The sequence below is a fragment of the Streptomyces sp. NPDC048484 genome (genome assembly GCF_040651415.1).
Lineage (GTDB): Bacteria > Actinomycetota > Actinomycetes > Streptomycetales > Streptomycetaceae > Streptomyces.
On record NZ_JBEZJY010000001.1, the window covers coordinates 143777 to 165324 of the forward strand.

Below are 21548 nucleotides of genomic sequence, written 5' to 3' on the forward strand. Positions count from 1 at the left end.
GAATGGAGAAAGGCGCAGCAGACATGACCTCGGTGCAGGTCGGCAAGCACGACGACGGCCACGAGCCCGGCGGCCAGGGAGCCGCCGGCGGCGACGCCCCCGACAGGGACGTCAACGAAGAGGGTTACGAACGCGGGCTCAACAGCCGTCAGGTTCAGATGATCGCGATCGGCGGCGCCATCGGCGTCGGCCTCTTCCTGCAGGCCGGGGCGAACATCGCCAAGGCGGGCCCCAGCCTCATCCTCATGTACGCCCTCGCGGGCGTCATCATCTTCTTCATCATGCGGGCCCTCGGAGAGCTGCTGCTCTACCGCCCGGTCTCGGGCTCCTTCGCGGAGTACTCCCGCGAGTTCCTCGGCCCGTTCTTCGGCTACTTCACCGGCTGGACGTACTGGCTGATGTGGGTTGTCACCGGTATGGCGGAACTCACCGCCGCCGCGATCTACGTCAACTACTGGTTCCCGCAGGTCCCGCAGTGGGTCACGGCCCTGGTCTTCCTGGTCGTGCTCTTCGTGGCGAACCTGATCTCCGTCAAGCTCTTCGGCGAGATCGAGTTCTGGTTCTCGATGGTCAAGGTCACCGGCCTCATCGGCATGATCGTGATCGGCCTGGGCGTGCTCACCTTCGGCTTCAGCTCCGCGGGCGACACCGCCGCCGTGTCCAACCTCTGGGCCATCGACGGCTTCTTCCCCAAGGGCATCGGCTCGTCCCTGATGACCCTCCAGGGCGTGATGTTCGCCTACCTGGCCGTCGAACTCGTCGGCGTCACCGCGGGTGAGTCCGAGAACCCGGAGAAGACCCTCCCCAAGGCGATCAACACCCTGCCCTGGCGCATCGCCCTCTTCTACGTCGGCGCGCTCACGGTCATCCTCTGCGTCGTGAAATGGACGGAGTTCGCGCCGGGCGTCAGCCCCTTCGTCGCGGCCTTCGCGAAGATCGGCATCCCGGCGGGCGCGGGCATCGTCAACTTCGTCGTCCTGACGGCGGCCCTCTCCTCGTGCAACTCCGGCATGTACTCCACGGGCCGCATGCTGCGCACCCTGGCGGACAACGGCGAGGCCCCCGCGCTCTTCAACAAGCTGTCGTCCACCAGGACGCCCGCGTTCGGCATCACGGTCTCCGTGCTCTTCATGGGCATCGGCGTGATCCTGAACTACATCGTCCCGGAGAAGGCCTTCGGCTACGTCGTCTCGGTGGCCACGGCGGCCGGCATCTGGACCTGGCTCATGATCCTCGTCAGCCACATCCGCTACCGGCGCGCCGTCGACGCCGGCCGACTGCCCGCGTCGTCCTTCCCGGCGCCCGGCGGCGCCAAGCTCAGCTGGGTCGCCGTCGCCTTCCTGCTCTTCGTCACCGGTCTGATCGCCTACGACGCCGACTCCCGCGTCTGCCTGTACGTGATGGCCGGCTGGGCGGCCGTGCTGGGCATCGGCTGGGCCGTCCTGAAGTCACGGAACCCGGAGGTCACCGAGCGCCGCGAGCCGGATTTCGAGCAGGTCGGCTGACGCGGTCTCCCGCACCCCCTGCACGCGGGGCATGCAGGGCATGCAGGGCGTGCAGGGCGTGCAGGGCGTGCAGGGCATGCAGGGCATGCAGGGCTCGTGGCCCGGTACGCGGGCCGCCCCGTACCACTCTCCGGTACGGGGCGGCCGTCTGCTTATCCTGGCCAGCATGCTGACCATCACCCAGGCACTCGTCGACCAGATCGTCGCGCACGCGCGTCAGGACCACCCCGACGAGGCGTGCGGCGTGATCGCGGGCCCGGAGGGCACCGGGCGCCCCGAGCGCTTCATCCCCATGCTGAACGCGGCCATGTCACCCACGTTCTACGAGTTCGACTCGGGGGACCTGCTCAAGCTGTACCGGGAGATGGACGACCGCGACGAGGAACCGGTGGTCGTCTACCACTCCCACACCTCGACCGAGGGCTACCCGTCCCGCACGGACGTCTCGCTCGCGGGCGAACCGAACGCGCACTACGTCCTCGTCTCGACCGCGGACACCGACGGCCTCGGCGACTTCCAGTTCCGCTCGTTCCGGATCGTCGACAGCGTGGTCACGGAGGAGGAGGTCATGGTGGTGGAGGCGTACTGATCCCGTATTCCGGGCAGAATTCATCCACTATCTGAGATCACATTCCAGGACCCGGACCGGGAATCGATACGATGAGCGCATGGTTTCCCACGACGTGAGCGACAAGACGCCGGGCATGCTGCTCGTGGCGCGGCTGCACGTCGACCTGTGCAGGCTGCAGAGCGCCATCTGTACGCGCTGATCCCTGCCGCCGTACGGCCGTGAGCCACGGCTCCGCGGGGCCGCGACCGGCGTCCAACCCCCCTGCTCTTCGCGCTGCCGTGCGCACCCAGACCTGACTCACCTTCCGACAGGAGCCCGCAACCATGGCCATCGAGGTCCGCATCCCCACCATCCTCCGCACCTACACCGACGGCCAGAAGGCCGTGGAGGGCGGCGGGGAGACCCTCGCCGAGCTCCTCACCGACCTCGAAAGCCGCCACACGGGCATCCAGGCCCGCATCGTGGACGGCGGAGAACTGCGCCGCTTCGTGAACGTGTACCTGAACGACGAGGACGTCCGCTTCCTCGACGGCATCAACACCAAGCTCACCGACGGCGACAGCGTCACCATCCTGCCGGCCGTCGCCGGCGGCATGGTCTGACCGGGCTGCCGGGCTCTGATCACTGATGCGCTACGACTCCCCGCTGGCCGCGGTGGGCAACACCCCTCTGGTGCGCCTGCCGCGGCTCTCGCCGTCCGCCGACGTCCGTATCTGGGCGAAGCTGGAGGACCGCAACCCGACCGGCTCGGTCAAGGACCGCCCCGCGCTCCACATGGTCGAACAGGCGGAGAAGGACGGCCGGTTGACCCCCGGCTGCACGATCCTCGAACCGACGTCCGGCAACACCGGCATCTCGCTCGCCATGGCCGCGAAGCTCAAGGGCTACCGCATGGTGTGCGTCATGCCCGAGAACACCTCGCAGGAGCGGCGAGAACTGCTCGCCATGTGGGGTGCCGAGATCATCCCCTCCCCGGCGGCGGGCGGCTCCAACACGGCGGTCCGCGTGGCGAAGGAACTGGCCGCCGAGCACCCCGAGTGGGTGATGCTCTACCAGTACGGCAACCCCGACAACGCGGGTGCGCACTACGCGACGACGGGCCCGGAGATCCTGGCCGACCTGCCCTCCGTCACGCACTTCGTCGCCGGGCTCGGCACCACGGGAACACTGATGGGCGTGGGTCGCTTCCTGCGCGAACAGAAGCCCGACGTCAAGATCGTCGCGGCTGAGCCGCGCTACGACGACCTCGTCTACGGCCTCCGCAACCTGGACGAGGGCTTCGTGCCCGAGCTCTACGACGCGTCGGTACTGACCACCCGCTTCTCGGTCGGCTCGGCCGACGCGGTGACCCGTACGCGCGAGCTTCTCCAGCAGGAGGGCATCTTCGCCGGGGTCTCCACCGGGGCGGCGCTCCATGCCGCGATCGGTGTCGGCCGCAAGGCCGTGCAGGCGGGCGAGTCCGCCGACATCGTGTTCGTCGTGGCCGACGGCGGGTGGAAGTACCTCTCCACGGGGGTCTACACGGCCGCCACGACGGAAGAGGCGATCGCGACGGTGCAGGGCCAGCTCTGGGCTTAGGGCCGGCTTTTTCGCCCCCGCCGCCCCTTCCCGTCCCGACCCTGGGGGCTGCGCCCCCAGACCCCCGCATCGCGCTGAACGCGCTCGTCCTCAAACGCCGGACGGGCTGGAATACCAGCCTCTCCGGCGTTGACGGGAAGTTGACGGGAACGGGTGGGGGCGGCGGGGGCGAGGAACCCCCTACCCCGTCAGGTGCCGTACGCGGTCCCAGACCCCCGGGTCGACCACTCCGACCCGCCGCCGGAACTCCCGCACCGGCACTCCCCGCAATTCATCCGTCTCCAGGAAGCTCTCACGCCCCCGCGCATCACCCACCGACCCCGCAGGCAGCGGAATGACCCCGGCCTGCTCGTCGTGGTACTTCGTGGTGATCTTGGCGACGACGGCCTTCCGCCCCCGCACCGACAGGACCAGGCAGGGCCGGTCCTTCGCCCCGGGCCCGTCCTCGAACGGCACGTTCGCCCACCAGATCTCGGCCGGCTGCGGCCGAGGCGAGCGACGGACTCCGTCGGACCGTCCGGGCGGCCGTCGGGTCGGCCGCCGAGTCGGTCGCCGCCCGGAGGGCTTCCGCCCCCGGCCCCACCCGTCCACCAATGTCGCGACGGCCGCGAGCAGCACCACCGCCGCCAACGCGAGCCACCACGACGTGTTCATGCCTACGACGGTACCCGGCGCGCCCCCGCCCACGCCTGCGCGCCCCCGCCCACGCCTGCCCGCTCGGGCCCTTGCCCGCTGTCGGCCCCACAGGCCCCCGAACCGGTGACACCGCAGGTGAGTTCCCCCACAACAGCCCTCGACGGAGGAGCGACGCGCCCTTTCGCGCCTTACGCTCGACTGACCGTACGACTCCCCGTCACGACCCCGTCACGACCCCCGTCTCTCTCCCCGCCAGCGGAGGTTTCTGCTCTATGAAGCTCACCGTCGTCGGCTGCTCGGGGTCGTTCCCGTCCGCGGAATCGGCCTGCTCGAGCTACCTCATCGAGGCCGACGGCTTCCGGCTGCTTCTCGACATGGGCAACGGTGCCCTTGGCGAGCTGCAGCGCCACTGCGGTCTCTACGACCTGGATGCGATCTTCCTCAGCCATCTGCACGCCGACCACTGCATCGACATGTGCGCGTACTTCGTCGCGCGCTACTACCGCCATGACGGCGGCCGCTGCGATCCGATCCCGGTCTACGGACCCGAGGGCACGGAGCAGCGCCTGACCACCGCGTACGCGGATACCCCCTCCGCCTCGTCCATGAGCGAGGTCTTCGACTTCCACACGGTCAAGCCGGCCTCCTTCGACATCGGCCCCTTCTCGGTGCACACCGAGAAGGTCAGGCACCCCGTGGAGGCGTACGGCATCCGCGTGGAGCACGGCGGACGGTCGATCACGTACTCCGGCGACACGGGCGTGTGCGACACGCTCGACGAACTGGCCCGCGACACGGACCTGTTCCTCTGCGAGGCCGCGTTCACGCACGGCAAGGAGAGCATCCCGGACCTCCACCTCAACGGTCGCGAAGCAGGCGAGACCGCGACCCGTGCCGGGGCCCGTCGTCTCGTCCTCACCCACATCCCGCCGTGGACGGACCCGCAGGCCAACCTGGCGGACGCCCGCGAGGTGTTCGGCGGACCGGTGGAGCTGGCGGCGCCGCGAGCGACGTACGAGATCTGAGGACGGCGTGACAAATCTGAGGACGGCGTGACAACGGCATGACAGCTGCCCCTGAACCCATGGGCTCCGGGGCAGCTGTCATGCCGTTGTCACGCCGTGCGAGGGCTCACGCCTTGGTGAGGTCCTCGACCTCCTCGTCGGGCTCGCGGCCCGGGGTGGCGAGGTTGAACTTGATGATCGCGAACCGGAAGGTCAAGTAGTAGATCGCCGCGAAGACCAGGCCGATCGGGATGATCAGCCATGGCTTGGTGGCGAGGTTCCAGTTCAGGAAGTAGTCGATGGCGCCGGCGGAGAAGCTGAAGCCGTGGTGCACGCCCAACGCCCAGGTGATGGCCATCGACAGGGCGGTCAGGATCGCGTGGATCACGTACAGGAGCGGCGCGATGAACATGAACGAGAACTCGATCGGCTCCGTGATGCCGGTGACGAACGAGGTCAGCGCGAGGGAGATCATCATGCCGCCGACGGCCTTGCGGCGTTCGGGGCGGGCGCAGTGCGTGATCGCGAGGGCCGCGGCCGGGAGCGCGAACATCATGATGGGGAAGAAGCCCGTCATGAACTGACCGGCGGTCGGGTCACCGTGGAAGAAGCGCGGCAGGTCACCGTGCCAGACGGCGCCCGCGGAGTCCTTGTAGGAGCCGATCTCCTGCCAGGCGACGGTGTTCACGAACTGGTGCATGCCGACCGGGAGCAGCGCGCGGTTGATCGCGCCGAAGATGCCCGCGCCGACCGCGCCGAGGCCGGTCATCCACTCGCCGAAGTTGGTGATGACGTCGCCGATGGGCTCCCAGACCAGGCCGAAGAACACGCCGACGGCGGTGCCGATGAAGGCCATCAGGATCGGGACGAGGCGACGGCCGTTGAAGAAACCGAGCCAGTCGGGCAGCTTGGTGCGGTGGAACCGCTGCCAGGTGACGGCGGCTATCAGGCCCATCACGATGCCGCCGAGGACCTTGGGGTCGTTGTAGGTCGCGGCGACGTCCGCGCCCTTCTGGACCTTGGCCTCGGTGATCGGGAACGCGGTGAGCACGTTCTTGTAGACCAGGAAACCGACCAGCGCCGCGAGGGCGGTGGAGCCGTCGGACTTCTTGGCGAAGCCGATGGCGATGCCGACGCAGAACAGCAGCGGCAGGTTGGCGAAGACCGCGTCACCGGCGGTGGCGAACACGGACGCGACCTTGTCCCAGCCGAGTCCGTCGGCGCCGAACACGTCGGGCTGGCCGAGGCGGAGCAGGATGCCTGCGGCCGGCAGCACGGCGATGGGGAGCTGCAGGCTGCGGCCGACCTTCTGCAGGCCCTGGAGCAGGCCGGAGCCCCACTTCTTCGTGGGGGCCGCCGGAGCTGTGGCGGTGGTCATTGTTCCTCCATGTACTGCGTGCTGCCGGGGACGGCCGGGGGACGGCCAGGGACGGATATAGGGAGAGAATGAGGTTTGCGCGAGGTCGCGAGGTACGGACAGCGCCCGGGTGGTCTACACCAGTCAGTGGTGTAGACCTGTTGTAGCACGGTGAAGGTGAGATAAGGAACCCACCTGTTCCCGGCGCCTCCAGAGCCCCGGGAACAGGGCGGGTTTGGCGGCCGTTGGAAACTGGTGTAGACCAGTCGCGAACGGTCTGCGAACGGTCTGCGCTGTCGTGAACGCCAGCCTTCGGCAGGGGCGACGCAACCGCTCGCGAAGATGGGTCAACTGTGGGTTACTGCGACAAAGCGGTTCGGATCAGGGAGACAGGACATGGCCAGCAAGGCTGAGAAGATCGTCGCCGGGCTCGGCGGCATCGACAACATCGAAGAGGTCGAGGGCTGCATCACCCGGCTGCGCACCGAGGTCGTCGACCCGAGCAAGGTCGACGAGGCCGCCCTGAAGGCCGCGGGCGCCCACGGCGTCGTCAAGATGGGCACGGCGATCCAGGTCGTCATCGGCACCGACGCGGACCCGATCGCCGCGGACATCGAGGACATGATGTAGGTCCCCGGCCTCACCGTCACACCCGTCTCACCCCTGAGGGGTCGCTTCCGCTGACGCGGGCGAGTGGGTCTCCGGCACGGTGATGCCGAACACATCCTGGTCGTGGTCCCATATGTCGTCCAGTTACGGTGACTGGGCGAAGGAAACGGGCGGGAGCTGGCGGAGGCGGACTGTGACGGACGAGGGGCGGCTCGTCGCCGGGCGTTACCGGCTCACCCAGCAGATCGGCCGTGGCGGCATGGGCACGGTGTGGCGTGTGCAGGACGAGGTCCTGGGTCGCCAGGTCGCCCTCAAGCGGCTGCATACGCAGCCGCAGCTGTCCGATGGCGAGCTCGCCACGCTCTATGAGCGCATGCGCCGGGAGGCGCGCAGCGCCGCCCGCATCGTGCACCCCAACGTGGTGATGGTCCACGACGCCGTGGACGACGACGGGCAGCCCTGCATCATCATGGAGTACGTTCCGGCCGACACGCTCGGCGAACTCCTCAAGGAGCGCCGGACCCTTCCGCCCGAGGAGGCGGCCCGCATCGGCCTGGGCATGATCGCCGCCCTGCGGGCCGCGCACGCCGCCGGGGTGCTGCACCGCGACGTCAAGCCCGGCAATGTCATGATCGGCGCCGAGGGCCGGGTAGTACTCACCGACTTCGGCATCGCCATGACCGCCGACGCCTCGACCCTGACCAAGACCGGCGAGATGGTCGGCTCCATCCACTACATGGCGCCGGAACGCATACGCGGCAAGAAACCCGGGCCGGCTTCGGACCTGTGGGCGCTCGGCGCGACGCTGTACCAGGCAGTGGAGGGCCGGCCGCCGTTCCACCGGGACACCGCGATGGAGGCCGCGTACGCCATCGCCGTCGAACCACTGGAGCCCATGAAACAGGCCGGGCCACTGCAACCGCTCATCGAAGCCCTCCTGTCCAAGGACCCCGAGGACCGACCGTCGGCGGAGCAGACCGAGCAGGCACTGAGGGTCGCGCGGTCCGGTGGACCGGCAGGATCGTCGACTGCGTCGACGCCGGCGGTGCCACCGGAACCCGCTGCGGACGCGTCCGCCGGCCAGGAGAGTGGCCAGGAGCGTGAGGCCCCGGGCCGGTCCTTCGACGGCGAGGCGGTCCCAGCGGGACCCACACGGACCGATGGTGGCCGGACACGCCGCCGCGTCCTCGTATCGACCACGGTTGCCGTGACAGCAGCGGCCGCAGCCATCACAGGCGCGATCTACGCGACATCCGACCGAGACACCGACTCACCCGACACCGGCGCCCAGAAGAGCCCCGCCGCCGCTGCCCCCTTGTACACGCCACCGCCGGTGCCCAAAGGCTTCCACCAGGTCAGCGAGATCGGCGCCTCCTTCCGCGTACCGGACGACTGGAAGGCCATCAAGCGGACGAGTGAATCGGTTACCTACACCAACGAGTCCGGCCTGGTCGGCATCACGATCGGGATCGTGGAGCCCGCTGGTTCGAGCCCCATGGCGCACTTCAGGGACATGGAGGCGAACACGAAGATCAATTACTCCGTGTACCGAAGGCTTCGTATGCAGCAGACCAAGTTCCGGGAGCAGCCGGCCGTGGTGTGGGAGTTTCTTTTCCAGGGGCGGGAACGCTCGTACCGTGCCATCAAGCTCGGCTTCGGCCGCGAGGGCGGCCGGGAGTACGACATCTACCTCTCGGCGCCGGAAGCGCAGTGGGACACCTACCGCCCCGTCTTCGACACGGTCAAGCAAGGATTCACCCCCACCGGTCGCTGAATTCCTCGCACGTACCGAGCCGGTGTCAATCACCCGCGCAGTAAGCGCTCTGGGTCGTCTTCATCGCGATCCGCCGCCTTCGGACCCTGATCACCTGCGCGTTCAGCTTCTGCTCGGACACCTGGTTCGCCCCGCCCCAACTGCCCTGCTGGCCCCGGGCGATCCGTGGCTGGCTGGTGCCCTGGAGCACGCTGCAACGCTACTGGCGGGCCTGGACGGCCCAGACCCCTCCGGCCGAACTCCAAACCCTGATCAACGTCGTCTGCACCGGCAGACCTCTTGATCTCCGCGCCCGGCCCAACAAACCACCGCTAGGCTCGACGCCATGTCTCGCATCGACGGCCGCACGCCTGAACAGCTCCGCCCGATCACCATCGAACGCGGCTGGAGCAAGCACGCCGAGGGCTCCGTCCTCGTCTCCTTCGGCGACACGAAGGTCTTCTGTACCGCCTCCGTCACCGAAGGCGTCCCGCGCTGGCGCAAGGGCAGCGGCGAGGGCTGGGTGACCGCCGAATACTCCATGCTTCCCCGTGCCACGAACACCCGCGGCGACCGCGAATCCGTCCGCGGCAAGATCGGTGGCCGTACCCATGAGATCAGCCGGCTCATCGGCCGCTCCCTGCGCGCGGTCATCGACTACAAGGCGCTCGGCGAGAACACCATCGTCCTGGACTGCGACGTCCTCCAGGCCGACGGAGGTACCCGCACCGCAGCCATCACCGGCGCGTACGTCGCCCTCGCGGACGCCGTCTCCTGGGCCCAGGGCAGGAAGCTCATCAGGGCCGGCCGACAGCCCCTCACCGGAACGGTCAGCGCCGTCTCCGTCGGCATCGTCGGCGGCATCCCCCTCCTCGACCTCTGCTACGAGGAAGACGTGCGGGCCGACACCGACATGAACGTCGTCTGCACCGGTGACGGCCGCTTCGTAGAGGTCCAGGGCACCGCCGAGGCCGAGCCGTTCGCCCGCGATGAGCTCAACTCCCTTCTCGATCTGGCCGTTGACGGCTGCACAGAACTCGCTGTCGCCCAGCGCACGGCACTTGATACGGTCCTCGAAAGGTAAAGGGCGTACCAAGACGGTCGGATGTCGCGAGCAACCACGGCACCGGCGGTCGCGTCTCTACAGGTGCGGGCGGCACAGCACACCGGTGCCGCCCGGCCAGTACCAGACGGGGGCCCTGAGGCCTACGAAGCGGGCCCCCGGGGGCCTGACCAACGGGAGGACCGTTTCATGGCCGCGAGCCGCCGCCGACCACGCCGTATCACCGCCGTCGCCGCAGCCGTGGCAGCCGTCGCACTGACAGCCGGACTGACCACCGGCTGCGACGCGGTCGACAAGGCACTGGACTGCGTCCAGACCGCCGACACGATCGCCGACAGCGTCACCGACCTCCAGCAGGCCGTGGAGAACGCGGCGGACGACCCCACAAAGGCGGACGACGCGCTCGACTCGATCGACAAGAACCTCGACACCATCGGTGACAAGACCGACGACACCGACATCAACAAGGCCGTGGACGACCTCCAGGCGGCGGTCACCAACGTCCGCGGCTCCATCGAGAACGGCGACGAGACGCCCGACATCAGCCCCGTGACCGACGCGGCGGGCGAACTCACCAAGGTCTGCACCCCGTAACGGCACCGGCCGGCCCCGCGGGCGGCGAACGATCCCCGGCAGTACATGAGCGTCGCCGCCCACCTGGCTAGGGTGAGCATCATGACCCGCCTGATCCTCGCCACCCGCAACCCCGGAAAGATCACCGAGTTGAGGGCGATCCTCGCCGCCTCAGGTCTGCAGCACGACCTCGTCGGCGCGGACGCCTATCCGGAGATCCCCGACGTCAAGGAAACCGGCGTCACCTTCGCCGAGAACGCCCTGCTCAAGGCGCACGCCCTCGCCCAGGCCACTGGCCACCCGGCCGTCGCCGACGACTCCGGCCTGTGCGTCGACGTGCTCGGCGGCGCCCCCGGCATCTTCTCCGCCCGCTGGTCCGGCACGCACGGCGACGACCACGCCAACCTCAACCTCCTCCTCGCCCAGCTCGGCGACATCGCGGACGAGCACCGAGCCGCCCACTTCGCCTGCGCCGCCGCCCTCGCCCTGCCCGACGGCACCGAGCGAGTGGTGGAGGGCCGCCTGCGGGGCACGCTCCGCCACGAGCCCGCCGGCTCCCAGGGGTTCGGCTACGACCCGATCCTCCAGCCCGACGGCGACACCCGCACCTGCGCGCAACTGACCCCCGCCGAGAAGAACGCGATCAGCCACCGGGGCAGGGCGTTCCGGGAACTGGTGCCGGTGGTAGAGGAGTTGCTGGGCTGAGGCGCACCGGGGGCGCCCTTTCAAGCGTGCGGCCCCGACCCCGGCCCCGATTCCGCCCCGGCCCCGACTCGATTACCCCTCCTCGCCGTACGAGCGCATCGTGACCCGGGCGTCCAGGTCGATGCTGTTCACGCCCGCCGGTGACGGGAGCCGCAGCGCCTTGTTGAGTACGGGGCCCAGCCATCCGCAGCCCGAAGTCCTCGGTGCGGCGAAGTTGTTGTCCTCGACCCCGAAGGTGACGACCAGCGGATCCGGCGTGACGACCTCCGGCGGATCCGTCTCCATGAGCACCAAGTGGACCGGGTCCGCGTCGCTGCCTATGGAGCAACCGGGCGGCACTCCGGGACCGGTTATCCCGAACGTCAGAGCCAGCTCGCCTCGACGCTCGTCGTTGGACTGGAAGTCGGAGTACCCGCCGTACCGAGGTGTGATCGACAGGGGCGTTCCCCGAACCGGTAGGGGAGCGGCGGCCATCGCGCCGAACACCTGACGGTACTCACCGTCGACCGTGCCCTCCGCGAAGGTGATCGCCAAAGGCTCGTCAATCCGCTTCTCGACCCGGCCGAGGGTGAGATGCCCGACGGCGGTCATCGCCTCGCAGCGCCACTTCGCGGGATCGGCGCCTTCGGGCAGCTCGGAGGGGGCGGGACAGTCCTGAAAGCCGCGCTCGCCGGTGCCGGTGGCATGCGCGGGTCCCGCTGTCGCCGCGCCCACACTCGCGGCGAGAGCCACGGCGGACAGCAGCGTCATGACGAGGCGACGTCGGGCACGAATCATGAAGGCCTCCAGGCGAGTGCTGGCCGGATGAGCGGGAGGCTCTCCCGCATGCCTCCAGGTTCGCAGCTATTTCTCTGCAATGAAAGGTCTGCAGAGAAAAATCTGCAGAGAATCGCCTGCGAGTGGCGGTAGGCTTCCGTCATGAGCGATGAAGGCGAGTCCCAGTCCGCGCTCGACTCCCCGCCGGACTCTCCGCCCGACCCCCCGTCGGACTCCGTGCCCGACTCGGGCGGCGAGCGCCGCACGGTCAGCGACCCGGCGGCGCTCAAGGCCCTCGCCCACCCGCTGCGGCTGAAAATCCTCCGTCACCTCGCAGTCTCCGGCCCGGCGACCTCCACGACCCTCGCCGCCGCGCTGGGGGAGAACACCGGCACACTCAGCTACCACCTGCGGCGCCTGGAACGCGGCGGCTTCATCGAGGACGTACCGGAGCGGCCCAACAGCCGCGAGCGGTGGTGGCGGGCGGTGCGCGGACTCGACGTACGCCGGCCGGCACAGGGCGAGCTGACCGACGGGGAGCGGGCGGTCGCCGGCGCCCTGGACCGGATGCGGCTCGACGAGGACATCGAGCTGGCCCGGCGGTTCACGGAGGGGCACGCCGAGTCGGAGGGCTGGATGCGCGGATCCCGCAGCCTCAGTCACCTCACCAAGGATGAGGTGACCGCCTTCCATGACGCGTACCTGGACCTCCTGGCGCGCTTCGCCCGAGGCCCGGAGGACGCCCCGCCGGACGCCAAGCCGGTCTTGCTGCGGTGGTTCGCGCTGACGGCCGAGTGAAGGGCCCGCCTTGCCGCGGGTGCGCGAACAAGAAAACGGCCTGCGAATCAACCATCGATTCGCAGGCCGATACTGTGCGGCGGAAGGGATTCGAACCCTCAAGCCGTTTCACGGGCCACAGATCCTAAGTCTGCTGCGTCACCTCTGCGCCACCGCCGCCAGTCGCTTGCCATCGTACCGGTCGTGCGGCTGCCGGTGAGCGTGCATTTATGTCACGCCGTTCGTCGACCTCGGCTGCCCCCTCGACACCAGGTACTGGTGATCGCATGACAGTTGGGGCACAGCAAGCGCAGGTTCTCGCGCCGGTCGTCACTCCAGTCCCCGTTGACGTGATCGACCTCCAGTGTCATCGGCTTGCCGAGCCACTGCGGTGCGGTGCCGCATCGGGCGCATTGCTCAGGTACACCGATCGCGCCGAGGGCCCGTCGGAGGTGTTTGGTCGCCGTCCGGCGTTTCCTGCTGTGTTTGATCAGCACGGCATCTGCTGGTTTGCAGGGGGTCGTGCCCGGCTTTCCTCGGCCGTGTCCCTGGCCCAGGAGGTGCGAGGTTGTGAGCTGCTCCTCGGCGATCCATTGGTGCAGCATCCGGCGCTGCGCGCCGTTGTCCGGTCGGTCGAGGTGACGAAGCACTTCGGCGATGGAGACAGATTCGGTCACGGCCATACGCAGATCGTCAGACGTGGGCCGGGCCCCGTGTCGGGTGTAGCTGCCGCATTGGCGGAAGTGCGAGATGTCGATTCCGAAATGAGCGAAGCGCTTCGCGAGGTATCCACGGAGGTACCCGTACGGCCGGGTGCCGAAGAAGGCGATGACTTCGTCCAGGTCTGAGCTCCGCTCGGCGGCCCGAACCAATTGCTCGCGGGTGTACCGGACGCCGTTGCTCATGAGGCTGTGCTCTGGTTGCGCCTTTTGGCTCGGCCGCGATAGGTGTCCGTGGTGGAATGACAATTGGGGCAGAGGAACCGCAGGTTCTCGACCCGGTTGTTTCGCCAGTTTCCGTCGATGTGGTCGACCTCAAGTGGTAGAGGCTCTCCCAGCCATTCCGCTTCGATTCCGCACAGGGCGCACCGCTCGTCGATGCCAAGTTCGCACATGGCTCTCTTGAGTCGACTGCTGGGTGTGCGCCTTGCGTGGGCCGAGACCTCCTCGACAAGGATCTCCTCGGCTGTCCTGCGGCGTTGGTTGTAGCGCATCCTCTCTGTGCGGGCCACCAAGGTGAAGTGTGAGGTGTCCAGGCCGTACGCCTTGATGCGCCGAGCGATGTTGGTGTGGTGGCCGCCTACGGAGTCGAGCCCGATCCGCCGCAACACCTCGTTGACGCTCTTTGACGTGGCGACCGCCGATTCGAGGATCTCCTTTGTCCACTTGGCTCCTTCGGGTTCGAAGTGCGAAGTGTTGATCCCCAACTTCTTGATGCGCCCCCGGATGTAAGCGCGCGTCGAACTCTTCGGATCCACGCCCAACTTCCCCAACGCCTCTGACAACGTTCGCGACGAGCTCGCTGCCTCCTCCAGTCGTTCCCTCGTGTATGGGCTGACCGGCATGATTCCCCCTCCGATTCCGGCCGCGTGTTCGCGACCTCGTACGGAGTAACGAACCGCTAATCGGACAGTCACGCCTGGAGTGCGCGGAATGCGAAACGGCTCGTACCGGATCAGGCGGTACGAGCCGTTCGGGTCTCGGGTCTCGGGGCTTGGGCCTTGGGTATTTGCTTGGGGTGTCAGATCTCCAGGTCTTTGATGATCTTCGCCACGTGGCCAGCCGCCCGCACGTTGTACAGGGCCCGTTCGACCTTGCCCTCCTCGTCCACGACGATCGTGGAGCGGATGACGCCCATGTAGGTCTTGCCGTAGTTCTTCTTTTCGCCGAAGGCGCCGTACGCGTCCAGGACCGTCTTGTCCGGGTCGGCGACGAGCGTGACCTTCAGGTTCTCCTTCTCGCGGAACTTGGCGAGCTTCTCGGGCTTGTCGGGGGAGATGCCGATGACGTCGTAACCGGCGCCCGCGAACACGTCCAGGTTGTCCGTGAAGTCGCACGCCTGCTTGGTGCAGCCGGGAGTGAGGGCGGACGGGTAGAAGTAGACGATGACCTTGCGGCCCCTGCGGTCGGCAAGGGACACCTCGTTGCCGTCGGCGTCGGGCAGGGTGAAGGCGGGGGCGGTGTCGCCGGGCTGGAGTCGCTCGCTCATCTCGGTTCGGTCTCCTTGCGAGGTGGTGGATGCGGAACCGAGCGTAATGGGGGTGCCGGGCGGTGCGCGGAGGGCAAAGCTGACAGACTGTCGATTAGGGACAGGGCCGACGGGAACTGGCCATGGACCGGCCACGGGAAGAAACGACCACGATTACGGAGGCAGCGCGTGTCGGACACGTCGAGCACGCCGGACACCAGGACTCCGGCGCAGATCGAGGCGGACATCAAGCGCCGTCGCGAAAATCTCGCCGAGACGCTCGATGAGATCGGTGTGCGGGTACACCCGAAGACCATTGTCGGGGACGCCAAGGCCAAGGTGGCGTCCAGTGTCGACCACACCCTCGGACGCGCCTATGTCGGCGTCAATCGCGTCGTCGGCGATGTGAAGGGGCAGTTCGTCACGGAGGACGGGGCGCCGCGGCTGGACCGCATCGTGCCCGTGGCCCTCGTGGTGGTCGGCGTCGTCGGACTGCTCACCCTGAGCACCAGGCGTCGCAGGGGCTGAACCCGGCCGCACTCTGCCCGTACTCCGCCCGTACCCACCTGCGTACGAGCGGCGCGAAGGCAGGTAGGTTCGAACCGTGAGCGCCAAGAGGAATGAGCACAGCAGCCATCACGACAAGCTGCCCATCCGGATGCTGCACGATCGTGTGCTCGTGCGGCAGGACGCCGCTGAGGGTGAGCGCCGGTCCGGCGGTGGCATCCTGATCCCCGCGACCGCGGCGGTGGGCCGGCGGCTCGCCTGGGCCGAGGTCGTCGCGGTCGGACAGAACGTGCGAGCGGTGGAGCCGGGTGACCGGGTGCTGTACGACCCGGAGGACCGTGCCGAGGTGGAGGTGCGCGGCACCGCGTACGTGCTGATGCGCGAGCGGGATCTGCACGCCGTGGCCGCGGACCGGTTCGAGGGGTCCGAGGACTCCACGGGGCTGTACCTCTGAGGACCCCGAGACGGAAGTAGAAGCAGAAGGGGCTGGTGGCCATTGTCACCAGCCCCTTCTGGCTGTCCCTTGCTACCGTTGGGGGACCCCGACGAGACGCGCCGTACCGGGACAGGCAAAGACGACGCACCCCTGTTGATTCCTTCACGGAGGTGCCTGATGGCCTGGGTCCTGCTTGTCGTCGCCGGTCTGCTCGAGGTCGGCTGGTCGATCGGTATGAAGTACACCGAGGGGTTCACGCGGCTCGTGCCCAGTGTTCTCACCGGTGCCGGCATCGTCGCCAGCATGCTGCTGCTGTCGTACGCGGCGAAGACGCTGCCCATCGGTACCGCGTACGGAGTCTGGGTGGGCATCGGCGCGGCCGGGGCGGCGGTGTTCGGCATGGCGGTGCTCGGCGAACCGGCGACCGCCGCCCGGATCTTCTTCGTCTGTCTGCTGCTGGTGGCCGTGATCGGGCTGAAGGCGACCTCCGGTCACTGAGTGGTGACCCGTGACCAGCGGTTTACGGGCCGGCGTTTGGGCTGTCTCCTGTTGCCGCGCCGGTTGTGTCGCCGACAGCGTCGCCGGCGGTGTCGATGGCTGTCCAGGCCATCGCGATCGCTCCGTCGAGGACGGCTCGGTCCGCTGTCGGTGTGATGCACGCGGCGGTGAATTCGGGTTGGTGGTTGACGGCGGGGTAGCAGTCCAGGCCGAGCATGGGATGGATGGTGGGCACCACGTGCGAGACGTTGCCCATGTCGGTGGAAGCGCCCGCGATGCCGTTCGGCACGTGCGGGAAGGAACGACCGAGGGTTGTGGCGTTGGCGACCCACCGTGTCAGCATGTCCTGGTCCGGACGCAGGTCGGCGTAGTCGGGGCTCACCGGTGAGGTGGTCAGTTCGCAGCCGGTGGCCAGTGCGCCGGCCTCGAAGCAGCGGTGCACACGGCGGGCCAGTGGTTGCAGCGTGTCCAGGCTGCCCGTTCGTACGATCCAGCGGCCGCGGCTGACATCCGGAATGATGTTCGCGGCGCTGCCGGCCTCGGTGCTGATGCCGCTGATCCGGTCGTCGGTGGCGGTCTGCTGGCGCAGCAGCCCGATGCCCACCTGGGCCAGGGTCATGGCGTCGGCGGCGTTGACGCCGAGTTCGGGGTAGGCGCCGGCGTGGGCGGGCTTGCCGCGGTAGGTCACGTCGAACTGGGTGACGGCCAGGCCTGGCATCGCTGCTGATTCGGTCGCGGCCGGGTGGACCATCATGGCGGCGTGCAGGCCGTCGAAGGCGCCCTGTTCGAGCATGAGGATCTTGCCGCCACCGCCTTCCTCGGCGGGGGTGCCGAGTACGCGTACGGTCAGTCCGAGTTCGTCCGCGAGGGGGGCGAGGCCGAGGCCGGCGCCGACGGCCGCGGCGGCGATGATGTTGTGGCCGCAGGCGTGCCCGATCTCTGGCAGGGCGTCGTATTCGGCGCAGATCGCGATGTGTGCCGGACCGGTGCCGATGGTCGCCGACACCGCCGTGGGCAGTCCGTAGCAACCGTGCTGGACCTCGAAGCCCGCGTCGTCCAGGGCGTCTGCGACCCATCGGCTGGCCAGGTGTTCTTCGAAGGCCAGTTCCGGGTGGGCGTGGATGCGGTGGGAGAGGGCTACGAGTTGGTCGCCGGCTGCGCGGATACGCCGGGCGGCGGTGTCCTTGGCGGTGCCATAGGCCGGGGCTTTGGTGGTGTCTTTGGCGGTGGTCATCGGACGGCTGCCGGGGTGGGGGCGTGGTGGACGGAGGTGGGCCGGGTGGCCGCGTCGTAGGCGGCACGGGCTCCGGTGGCTCCCATGCCGCTGTCGCGGGCGGGCTCGTACAGTCGTTCCGGGCCGCCGCCCTGCCACTGGTTGACCCAGACGACTCCGGCCGGCAGGTGTGCGGCTGCCGCGATGTGGTCGGGGTCGTCGGTGTAGACGGTGGCGGCGAGGCCGTAGCGGGAGGCGGCTGCCCGTGCCATTCCCTCTTCGAAGCTCGGCACGACGACGACGGGCGCGACCGGGCCGAAGGTTTCCTCGGTCATGACGAGCATGGTGTCGTCGACATCGGTGAGTACGGTCGCCGGGTAGAAGTAGCCGGGCCGTTGGGGCACCGCGCCTCCGGTGCGGAGGGTGGCGCCCTTGTTGACGGCGTCCTCGACGTGGCGTCGGACGGTGTCGCGCTGGCGTTCGTCCACGAGTGGTCCGAGGACTGTGGCGGGTTCGGTGCCGTCGCCCAGAGTGAAGGTCTGGGCCGCGGAGACCAGCGCCTCGACGAATTCGTCCGCGATCTGCTCGTGGACGTAGATGCGTTCCATGGAGGTGCAGATCTGGCCGGTGTTGATGAAGGCGCCGAACGCGACGGCCTGGGCGGTGGTCACCGGGTCGACTCCGGCGTCGACCACGACGGGGTCCTTGCCGCCGAGTTCGAGGAGGCAGCGACGCAGGCGGCGGCCGGTTGCGCTGCCCACGCTGCGGCCGGCTTCCACGGAGCCGGTGAAGTGGACGAGTTGTACGTCCTCGTGTTCGGTGAGCGCCGCTCCGGTGGGGCCCTCGCCGAGGATCAGGTTCAGTACGCCTGCCGGGAGCCCGGCGGACTCGGCCAGCTCGAACAGGCGCACGGTGGAAGCGGGTGAACGTTCGGAGGGTTTGACCACCACGGTGTTTCCCGCGGCGAGCAGCGGGCCGAGGGCGCCGAGGACCATGGGGACGGGGAAGTTCCACGGGGTGATCACCGCGGTGGCGCCGAGGGGATGGCGGACGATGTCGGTGTGTTCCCCGCCGGGACCGGTCACCGTCTCGGTGAACGGGTAGGTCAGTGCCTGTGCCGCGGCGGCCTTCAGACCGGCTGTGGCCCCGTCGATGAAAGTGCGCCCGATGCCGACGGGCTTGCCCATCTCGCGGCATTCCAGTTCGGCCAGTTCGGCGGCGTGCGCGGCGATTGTCTCGGCCCAGGCGTTGATGTGGTCGACGCGCTCTGTGACGGTGAGCGCGGCCCAGCGGGGCTGTGCGTCGGAGGCGGCGGCCACGGCGCGCCCGACGTCGTCCGCGGATGCCGCGCCGAAGCGTGCGAAGGCTTCCTCGGTGGCGGGGTTGACCACGGTGACCATGTCCGCGCCGGTGGCCTCTTCCCACCGGCCACCGATGAGGTGTCGCAGAGTCTTCATGTTCGCGTCCTCATGTTCGTTGCCGTTCCTGTGCGGTGGCGGGCGTGATCACGGCCTGGTCAGGGCGCAGTCAGTAGCCAGTCGTCAGTCGTCGAGAGTCAGTCGTCGAGCCGGTCGGCCATCAGCTCGCCGGCCATGATGGTGGCGAGGTTGGTGTTGGCGCGTGGTACCGAAGGGAAGATCGAGGCGTCGACGACTCGCAGGCCCTGGATGCCCAGCACGCGGCAGGCGGGGTCGACGACCGTTTCCGCGGCGTCGGGTGCGCCCATCCGGCAGGTGCTCGTGCCGTGCTGGGCGTCGACGACGGTGGCGAGCAGATGGTCGTCGAGAGCGCTGTCGCTCGCGAGTGCGTCGAACAGCGGCCGGTTCGCCTCTTCCAGTCCTGCGGCGAGGATCGTGGCGGTCTCGGGGCTGCGGCTCAGCTCCACGAGGGCGCGTACTCCCTCTCTCATGGGGGCGAGGTCGCGTTCGTCGGAGAGCATTCTCTCGGCGACGTGGGGGTGTGCCGTGGGGTCGGTGGAGGTCAGGGTGAGTTCGCCACGTGAGTGGGTCTGGTTGAGCCAGACGCCGAAGGCGCCGGAGTGGGACCGGGAGTCCGCGGTGGCCATGGCGAGCACGTTCTGGTTCAGCGAGGCGAACAGCAGGTCGTTCGAGTGGGTGCCCGAGTCGCTGGAGCGTCGTACGCAGACGTTCGTGTGCCGGTCGTGCGGGGACTTGATGGCCGCCTCGGGCCGCAGGGGCAGTGAGAGCACTGTCATCGCGTGGTCCTGCATGCCGAGTCCGACGGGGAGGTTCTGACGGACCTCGATGCCCAGTGTCCGCAGCTGGTCGGCCGGGCCGATGCCCGAGCGGAGCAGGATCGCCGGTGAGTGGATCACGCCTGCGCTCAGGATCACCTCGTCCGCGTACTCGATGACGCCGACTCCGGCCCCAGCCCCGGTTCCAGCCCCGGCTCCGGCCCCGGCCCCGGCTCCGTCGGGCAGGACACGGACGCCGACCGCGCGGTTGTCCTCGAAGACGACGGTGTCCACCAGGGCGCCGCCGCGGACGGTGAGGCCGGGCAGGTCGCGAGCGGGTTCGAGGTAGGCGTCGTTGACGCTGACGCGGCGTGCGTCACGGGAGTTGATCGGGTAGGGCGAGACGCCGGTGGCGCCAGGGGCGTTGACGTCGGGCGCCCATCCCCACCCGGCGGCCAGCGCCGAGTCGGCCAGGGCGCGGTCCACGGCTCCCCAGGCGTCCTTCGGGGTTCGGTAGATCGGGGTGGGTCCGCCGCGACCGTGGTGGGGCTCGTCGCCGAAGTCGCTGTCGTCCTCAAGTTTCGCGAAGTACGGCAGTACGTCGTTCGGCGCCCATCCCCGGCAGCCGAGTGCGGCCCATTCCTGGAAGTCCTCCATCGGCGGCCGGATCGCGATCTGGCCGTTCACGGACGAGCTTCCTCCGGCGCCCCGGCCGCGCCAGTACGGGGCCTGTGGCTGCTTGTCCGTCCGTGAGGAGTTCAGGCCCATCCAGACCAGATGCGCCGCCGTCGCCGGATCCATCAGGGCCACCGCGGGATTGGGCGAACGCCACACCTCGGGCATCTGCGCGGATCGGTAGTCGGGGCCGGCCTCCAGCAGCAGCACCTGTCGGCCCCGGGCGGCGGCGCGAGCGGCGAGTACCGCGCCCGCCGACCCCGCACCGACCACGATAAGATCCCACCTGCGTTGTGCCATTGCTTCACCCTTGGATGTGTGAACGTCGGCGAGTCCGGCGTGGATGTTGGTAATCTGACCCACCCGGCTTGTTCAGTCAAGAGTGAATATTCATTTTTTTCTGTACGGGGGGCACGGGAGGCACGGGAGGCGTCGATGTCGCGAGCCGCTGGCAACGGCGAAGCCGCGGATGACGGTGATGCCGCCGGTGACGGGCGGCTGATCGAGGACTTCGGTCTTCGGATCGGGCGGGCGATGGGCTGGCCCCCCATGGCCGGGCGGCTGGCAGGCATCCTGATGCTCAGCCCGGCCCCCATGACGCTGTCGCAGCTGCAGCAGGCGCTGGGTGCCAGCAAGGGGTCGGCGTCGGAGATGACCCGCCTGCTCATGACCCACGGCACGGTCGACCGTGTCAAGGTGCCCGGGGTGCGCCAGGCCGGGTACGAGTGGCGCTCCGACGCCTGGAGCGGCTGCCTCCAGTATCAGCTCGACCAGACCAGGCAACTGCTGGAGCTCGCCGAGGCCGCGCGGGAGCGTGGAGACGGGCTGCCGCGTATCCAGCGGACCCGGCTACGCGACATGCACACCTACTACGCCTTCATGGTCGAGCAGTTGGAAGGCCTGCTCGACGAGTACCGGCAACTGCTGGACGCCGACGCGTCGTGACCCCGG

General features: G+C 68.8%; 26 protein-coding genes, 1 tRNA gene and 1 riboswitch. Of the genes, 16 read left to right on the plus strand and 11 right to left on the minus strand.

What is annotated here, in order from left to right; genetic code table 11:
- Window positions 1-23 precede the first annotated feature (23 nt).
- The 5 genes from AB0D14_RS00570 (at window position 24) to AB0D14_RS00590 (ending at window position 3654) form a co-directional block, all read left to right on the plus strand.
- The gene (locus AB0D14_RS00570) at window positions 24-1505 is read left to right on the plus strand and encodes an amino acid permease (RefSeq protein ID WP_362772535.1); all 1482 of its coding nucleotides are present in this window, start codon (window positions 24-26) and stop codon (window positions 1503-1505) included.
- A 166-nt stretch (window positions 1506-1671) separates the two neighbouring features.
- Window positions 1672-2094 carry a M67 family metallopeptidase gene (locus tag AB0D14_RS00575; protein ID WP_362773133.1) on the plus strand — a complete coding sequence of 141 codons (423 nt, stop codon included), beginning with the start codon at window positions 1672-1674 and terminating at the stop codon, window positions 2092-2094.
- Window positions 2095-2173: 79 nt separating this feature from the next.
- A complete protein-coding gene (locus tag AB0D14_RS00580; RefSeq protein ID WP_313904860.1) occupies window positions 2174-2275 on the plus strand; it encodes a putative leader peptide in 102 nt (33 codons plus the stop codon).
- Between the two features lie 124 nt (window positions 2276-2399).
- Window positions 2400-2678: a MoaD/ThiS family protein gene (locus AB0D14_RS00585; protein ID WP_362772538.1), complete on the plus strand. Its 279-nt coding sequence runs from the start codon at window positions 2400-2402 to the stop codon at window positions 2676-2678.
- A gap of 25 nt (window positions 2679-2703) precedes the next feature.
- Entirely contained in the window at window positions 2704-3654 is a 951-nt protein-coding gene (locus AB0D14_RS00590) for a cysteine synthase (protein WP_362772541.1), read from the plus strand.
- A gap of 180 nt (window positions 3655-3834) precedes the next feature.
- Here the strand turns inward: AB0D14_RS00590 and AB0D14_RS00595 are convergent, their stop codons facing one another.
- The gene (locus tag AB0D14_RS00595) at window positions 3835-4308 is read right to left on the minus strand and encodes a type II toxin-antitoxin system PemK/MazF family toxin (protein WP_362772544.1); all 474 of its coding nucleotides are present in this window, start codon (window positions 4306-4308) and stop codon (window positions 3835-3837) included.
- Window positions 4309-4562: 254 nt separating this feature from the next.
- Here AB0D14_RS00595 and AB0D14_RS00600 point away from each other — a divergent pair, with 254 nt between their 5' ends.
- Window positions 4563-5315, plus strand: a complete 753-nt coding sequence (locus tag AB0D14_RS00600) for an MBL fold metallo-hydrolase (RefSeq protein WP_362772547.1) — start codon at window positions 4563-4565, stop codon at window positions 5313-5315.
- Between the two features lie 106 nt (window positions 5316-5421).
- Here the strand turns inward: AB0D14_RS00600 and AB0D14_RS00605 are convergent, their stop codons facing one another.
- Window positions 5422-6672 carry a PTS transporter subunit EIIC gene (locus tag AB0D14_RS00605; protein WP_362772550.1) on the minus strand — a complete coding sequence of 417 codons (1251 nt, stop codon included), beginning with the start codon at window positions 6670-6672 and terminating at the stop codon, window positions 5422-5424.
- 375 nt (window positions 6673-7047) lie between these two features.
- On the opposite strand from AB0D14_RS00605, the gene AB0D14_RS00610 reads away from it, so the two are divergent.
- Together AB0D14_RS00610 and AB0D14_RS00615 are read left to right on the plus strand one after the other, a co-directional pair.
- Window positions 7048-7281 (plus strand): PTS glucose/sucrose transporter subunit IIB, encoded by a 234-nt coding sequence (locus AB0D14_RS00610; RefSeq protein ID WP_093660495.1) that lies wholly within the window; start codon window positions 7048-7050, stop codon window positions 7279-7281.
- A gap of 172 nt (window positions 7282-7453) precedes the next feature.
- The gene (locus AB0D14_RS00615) at window positions 7454-9034 is read left to right on the plus strand and encodes a protein kinase (protein ID WP_362772553.1); all 1581 of its coding nucleotides are present in this window, start codon (window positions 7454-7456) and stop codon (window positions 9032-9034) included.
- A 25-nt stretch (window positions 9035-9059) separates the two neighbouring features.
- Here AB0D14_RS00615 and AB0D14_RS00620 read toward each other — a convergent pair whose 3' ends face one another.
- On the minus strand, window positions 9060-9224 hold the full coding sequence (locus AB0D14_RS00620) for a hypothetical protein (protein WP_362772556.1): 165 nt from the start codon (window positions 9222-9224) through the stop codon (window positions 9060-9062).
- Between the two features lie 135 nt (window positions 9225-9359).
- Between AB0D14_RS00620 and rph the strand changes: the two genes are divergently transcribed.
- The 3 genes from rph (at window position 9360) to rdgB (ending at window position 11354) form a co-directional block, all read left to right on the plus strand.
- Window positions 9360-10097 carry a ribonuclease PH gene (gene rph, locus AB0D14_RS00625; protein WP_362772559.1) on the plus strand — a complete coding sequence of 246 codons (738 nt, stop codon included), beginning with the start codon at window positions 9360-9362 and terminating at the stop codon, window positions 10095-10097.
- Between the two features lie 168 nt (window positions 10098-10265).
- Window positions 10266-10670: a hypothetical protein gene (locus AB0D14_RS00630; protein ID WP_362772561.1), complete on the plus strand. Its 405-nt coding sequence runs from the start codon at window positions 10266-10268 to the stop codon at window positions 10668-10670.
- A gap of 81 nt (window positions 10671-10751) precedes the next feature.
- A complete protein-coding gene (gene rdgB / locus AB0D14_RS00635; RefSeq protein WP_362772564.1) occupies window positions 10752-11354 on the plus strand; it encodes an RdgB/HAM1 family non-canonical purine NTP pyrophosphatase in 603 nt (200 codons plus the stop codon).
- A 72-nt stretch (window positions 11355-11426) separates the two neighbouring features.
- On the opposite strand, the gene AB0D14_RS00640 is transcribed toward rdgB, so the two are convergent.
- Window positions 11427-12131, minus strand: coding sequence for a hypothetical protein (locus tag AB0D14_RS00640; protein ID WP_362772568.1), 705 nt, complete (start codon window positions 12129-12131; stop codon window positions 11427-11429).
- 141 nt (window positions 12132-12272) lie between these two features.
- Here AB0D14_RS00640 and AB0D14_RS00645 point away from each other — a divergent pair, with 141 nt between their 5' ends.
- On the plus strand, window positions 12273-12908 hold the full coding sequence (locus AB0D14_RS00645) for a helix-turn-helix domain-containing protein (protein WP_362772571.1): 636 nt from the start codon (window positions 12273-12275) through the stop codon (window positions 12906-12908).
- Window positions 12909-12983: 75 nt separating this feature from the next.
- On the opposite strand, the gene AB0D14_RS00650 is transcribed toward AB0D14_RS00645, so the two are convergent.
- The 4 genes from AB0D14_RS00650 to bcp form a co-directional block, all read right to left on the minus strand.
- Window positions 12984-13067: transfer RNA gene (locus AB0D14_RS00650), tRNA-Leu, on the minus strand.
- A gap of 53 nt (window positions 13068-13120) precedes the next feature.
- Window positions 13121-13792, minus strand: a complete 672-nt coding sequence (locus AB0D14_RS00655; protein ID WP_362772574.1) for an HNH endonuclease — start codon at window positions 13790-13792, stop codon at window positions 13121-13123.
- Window positions 13789-14451 carry an HNH endonuclease signature motif containing protein gene (locus tag AB0D14_RS00660; protein ID WP_362772577.1) on the minus strand — a complete coding sequence of 221 codons (663 nt, stop codon included), beginning with the start codon at window positions 14449-14451 and terminating at the stop codon, window positions 13789-13791. Before AB0D14_RS00660 ends, AB0D14_RS00655 begins: the two co-directional genes overlap by 4 nt.
- 176 nt (window positions 14452-14627) lie before the next feature.
- Entirely contained in the window at window positions 14628-15095 is a 468-nt protein-coding gene (bcp, locus tag AB0D14_RS00665; protein WP_362772580.1) for a thioredoxin-dependent thiol peroxidase, read from the minus strand.
- A 168-nt stretch (window positions 15096-15263) separates the two neighbouring features.
- Between bcp and AB0D14_RS00670 the strand changes: the two genes are divergently transcribed.
- The 3 genes from AB0D14_RS00670 to sugE all read left to right on the plus strand — a co-directional run bounded on the left by AB0D14_RS00670 (window position 15264) and on the right by sugE (window position 16515).
- Window positions 15264-15602, plus strand: coding sequence for a DUF3618 domain-containing protein (locus tag AB0D14_RS00670; protein WP_362772583.1), 339 nt, complete (start codon window positions 15264-15266; stop codon window positions 15600-15602).
- Between the two features lie 76 nt (window positions 15603-15678).
- Window positions 15679-16035, plus strand: a complete 357-nt coding sequence (locus AB0D14_RS00675) for a co-chaperone GroES (RefSeq protein ID WP_362772585.1) — start codon at window positions 15679-15681, stop codon at window positions 16033-16035.
- Window positions 16036-16096: 61 nt separating this feature from the next.
- Window positions 16097-16166: riboswitch (guanidine-III (ykkC-III) riboswitch) on the plus strand.
- A 28-nt stretch (window positions 16167-16194) separates the two neighbouring features.
- Window positions 16195-16515 carry a quaternary ammonium compound efflux SMR transporter SugE gene (sugE, locus tag AB0D14_RS00680; RefSeq protein WP_362772588.1) on the plus strand — a complete coding sequence of 107 codons (321 nt, stop codon included), beginning with the start codon at window positions 16195-16197 and terminating at the stop codon, window positions 16513-16515.
- Between the two features lie 22 nt (window positions 16516-16537).
- Here the strand turns inward: sugE and AB0D14_RS00685 are convergent, their stop codons facing one another.
- The 3 genes from AB0D14_RS00685 to AB0D14_RS00695 all read right to left on the minus strand — a co-directional run bounded on the left by AB0D14_RS00685 (window position 16538) and on the right by AB0D14_RS00695 (window position 20897).
- Window positions 16538-17749: a M20 family metallopeptidase gene (locus AB0D14_RS00685; RefSeq protein WP_362772591.1), complete on the minus strand. Its 1212-nt coding sequence runs from the start codon at window positions 17747-17749 to the stop codon at window positions 16538-16540.
- Window positions 17746-19185 (minus strand): aldehyde dehydrogenase family protein, encoded by a 1440-nt coding sequence (locus tag AB0D14_RS00690; RefSeq protein ID WP_362772593.1) that lies wholly within the window; start codon window positions 19183-19185, stop codon window positions 17746-17748. Before AB0D14_RS00690 ends, AB0D14_RS00685 begins: the two co-directional genes overlap by 4 nt.
- Window positions 19186-19283: 98 nt before the next feature.
- On the minus strand, window positions 19284-20897 hold the full coding sequence (locus AB0D14_RS00695) for a GMC oxidoreductase (protein WP_362772596.1): 1614 nt from the start codon (window positions 20895-20897) through the stop codon (window positions 19284-19286).
- Between the two features lie 135 nt (window positions 20898-21032).
- On the opposite strand from AB0D14_RS00695, the gene AB0D14_RS00700 reads away from it, so the two are divergent.
- The gene (locus AB0D14_RS00700) at window positions 21033-21542 is read left to right on the plus strand and encodes a helix-turn-helix domain-containing protein (RefSeq protein ID WP_362772599.1); all 510 of its coding nucleotides are present in this window, start codon (window positions 21033-21035) and stop codon (window positions 21540-21542) included.
- Window positions 21543-21548 lie beyond the last annotated feature (6 nt).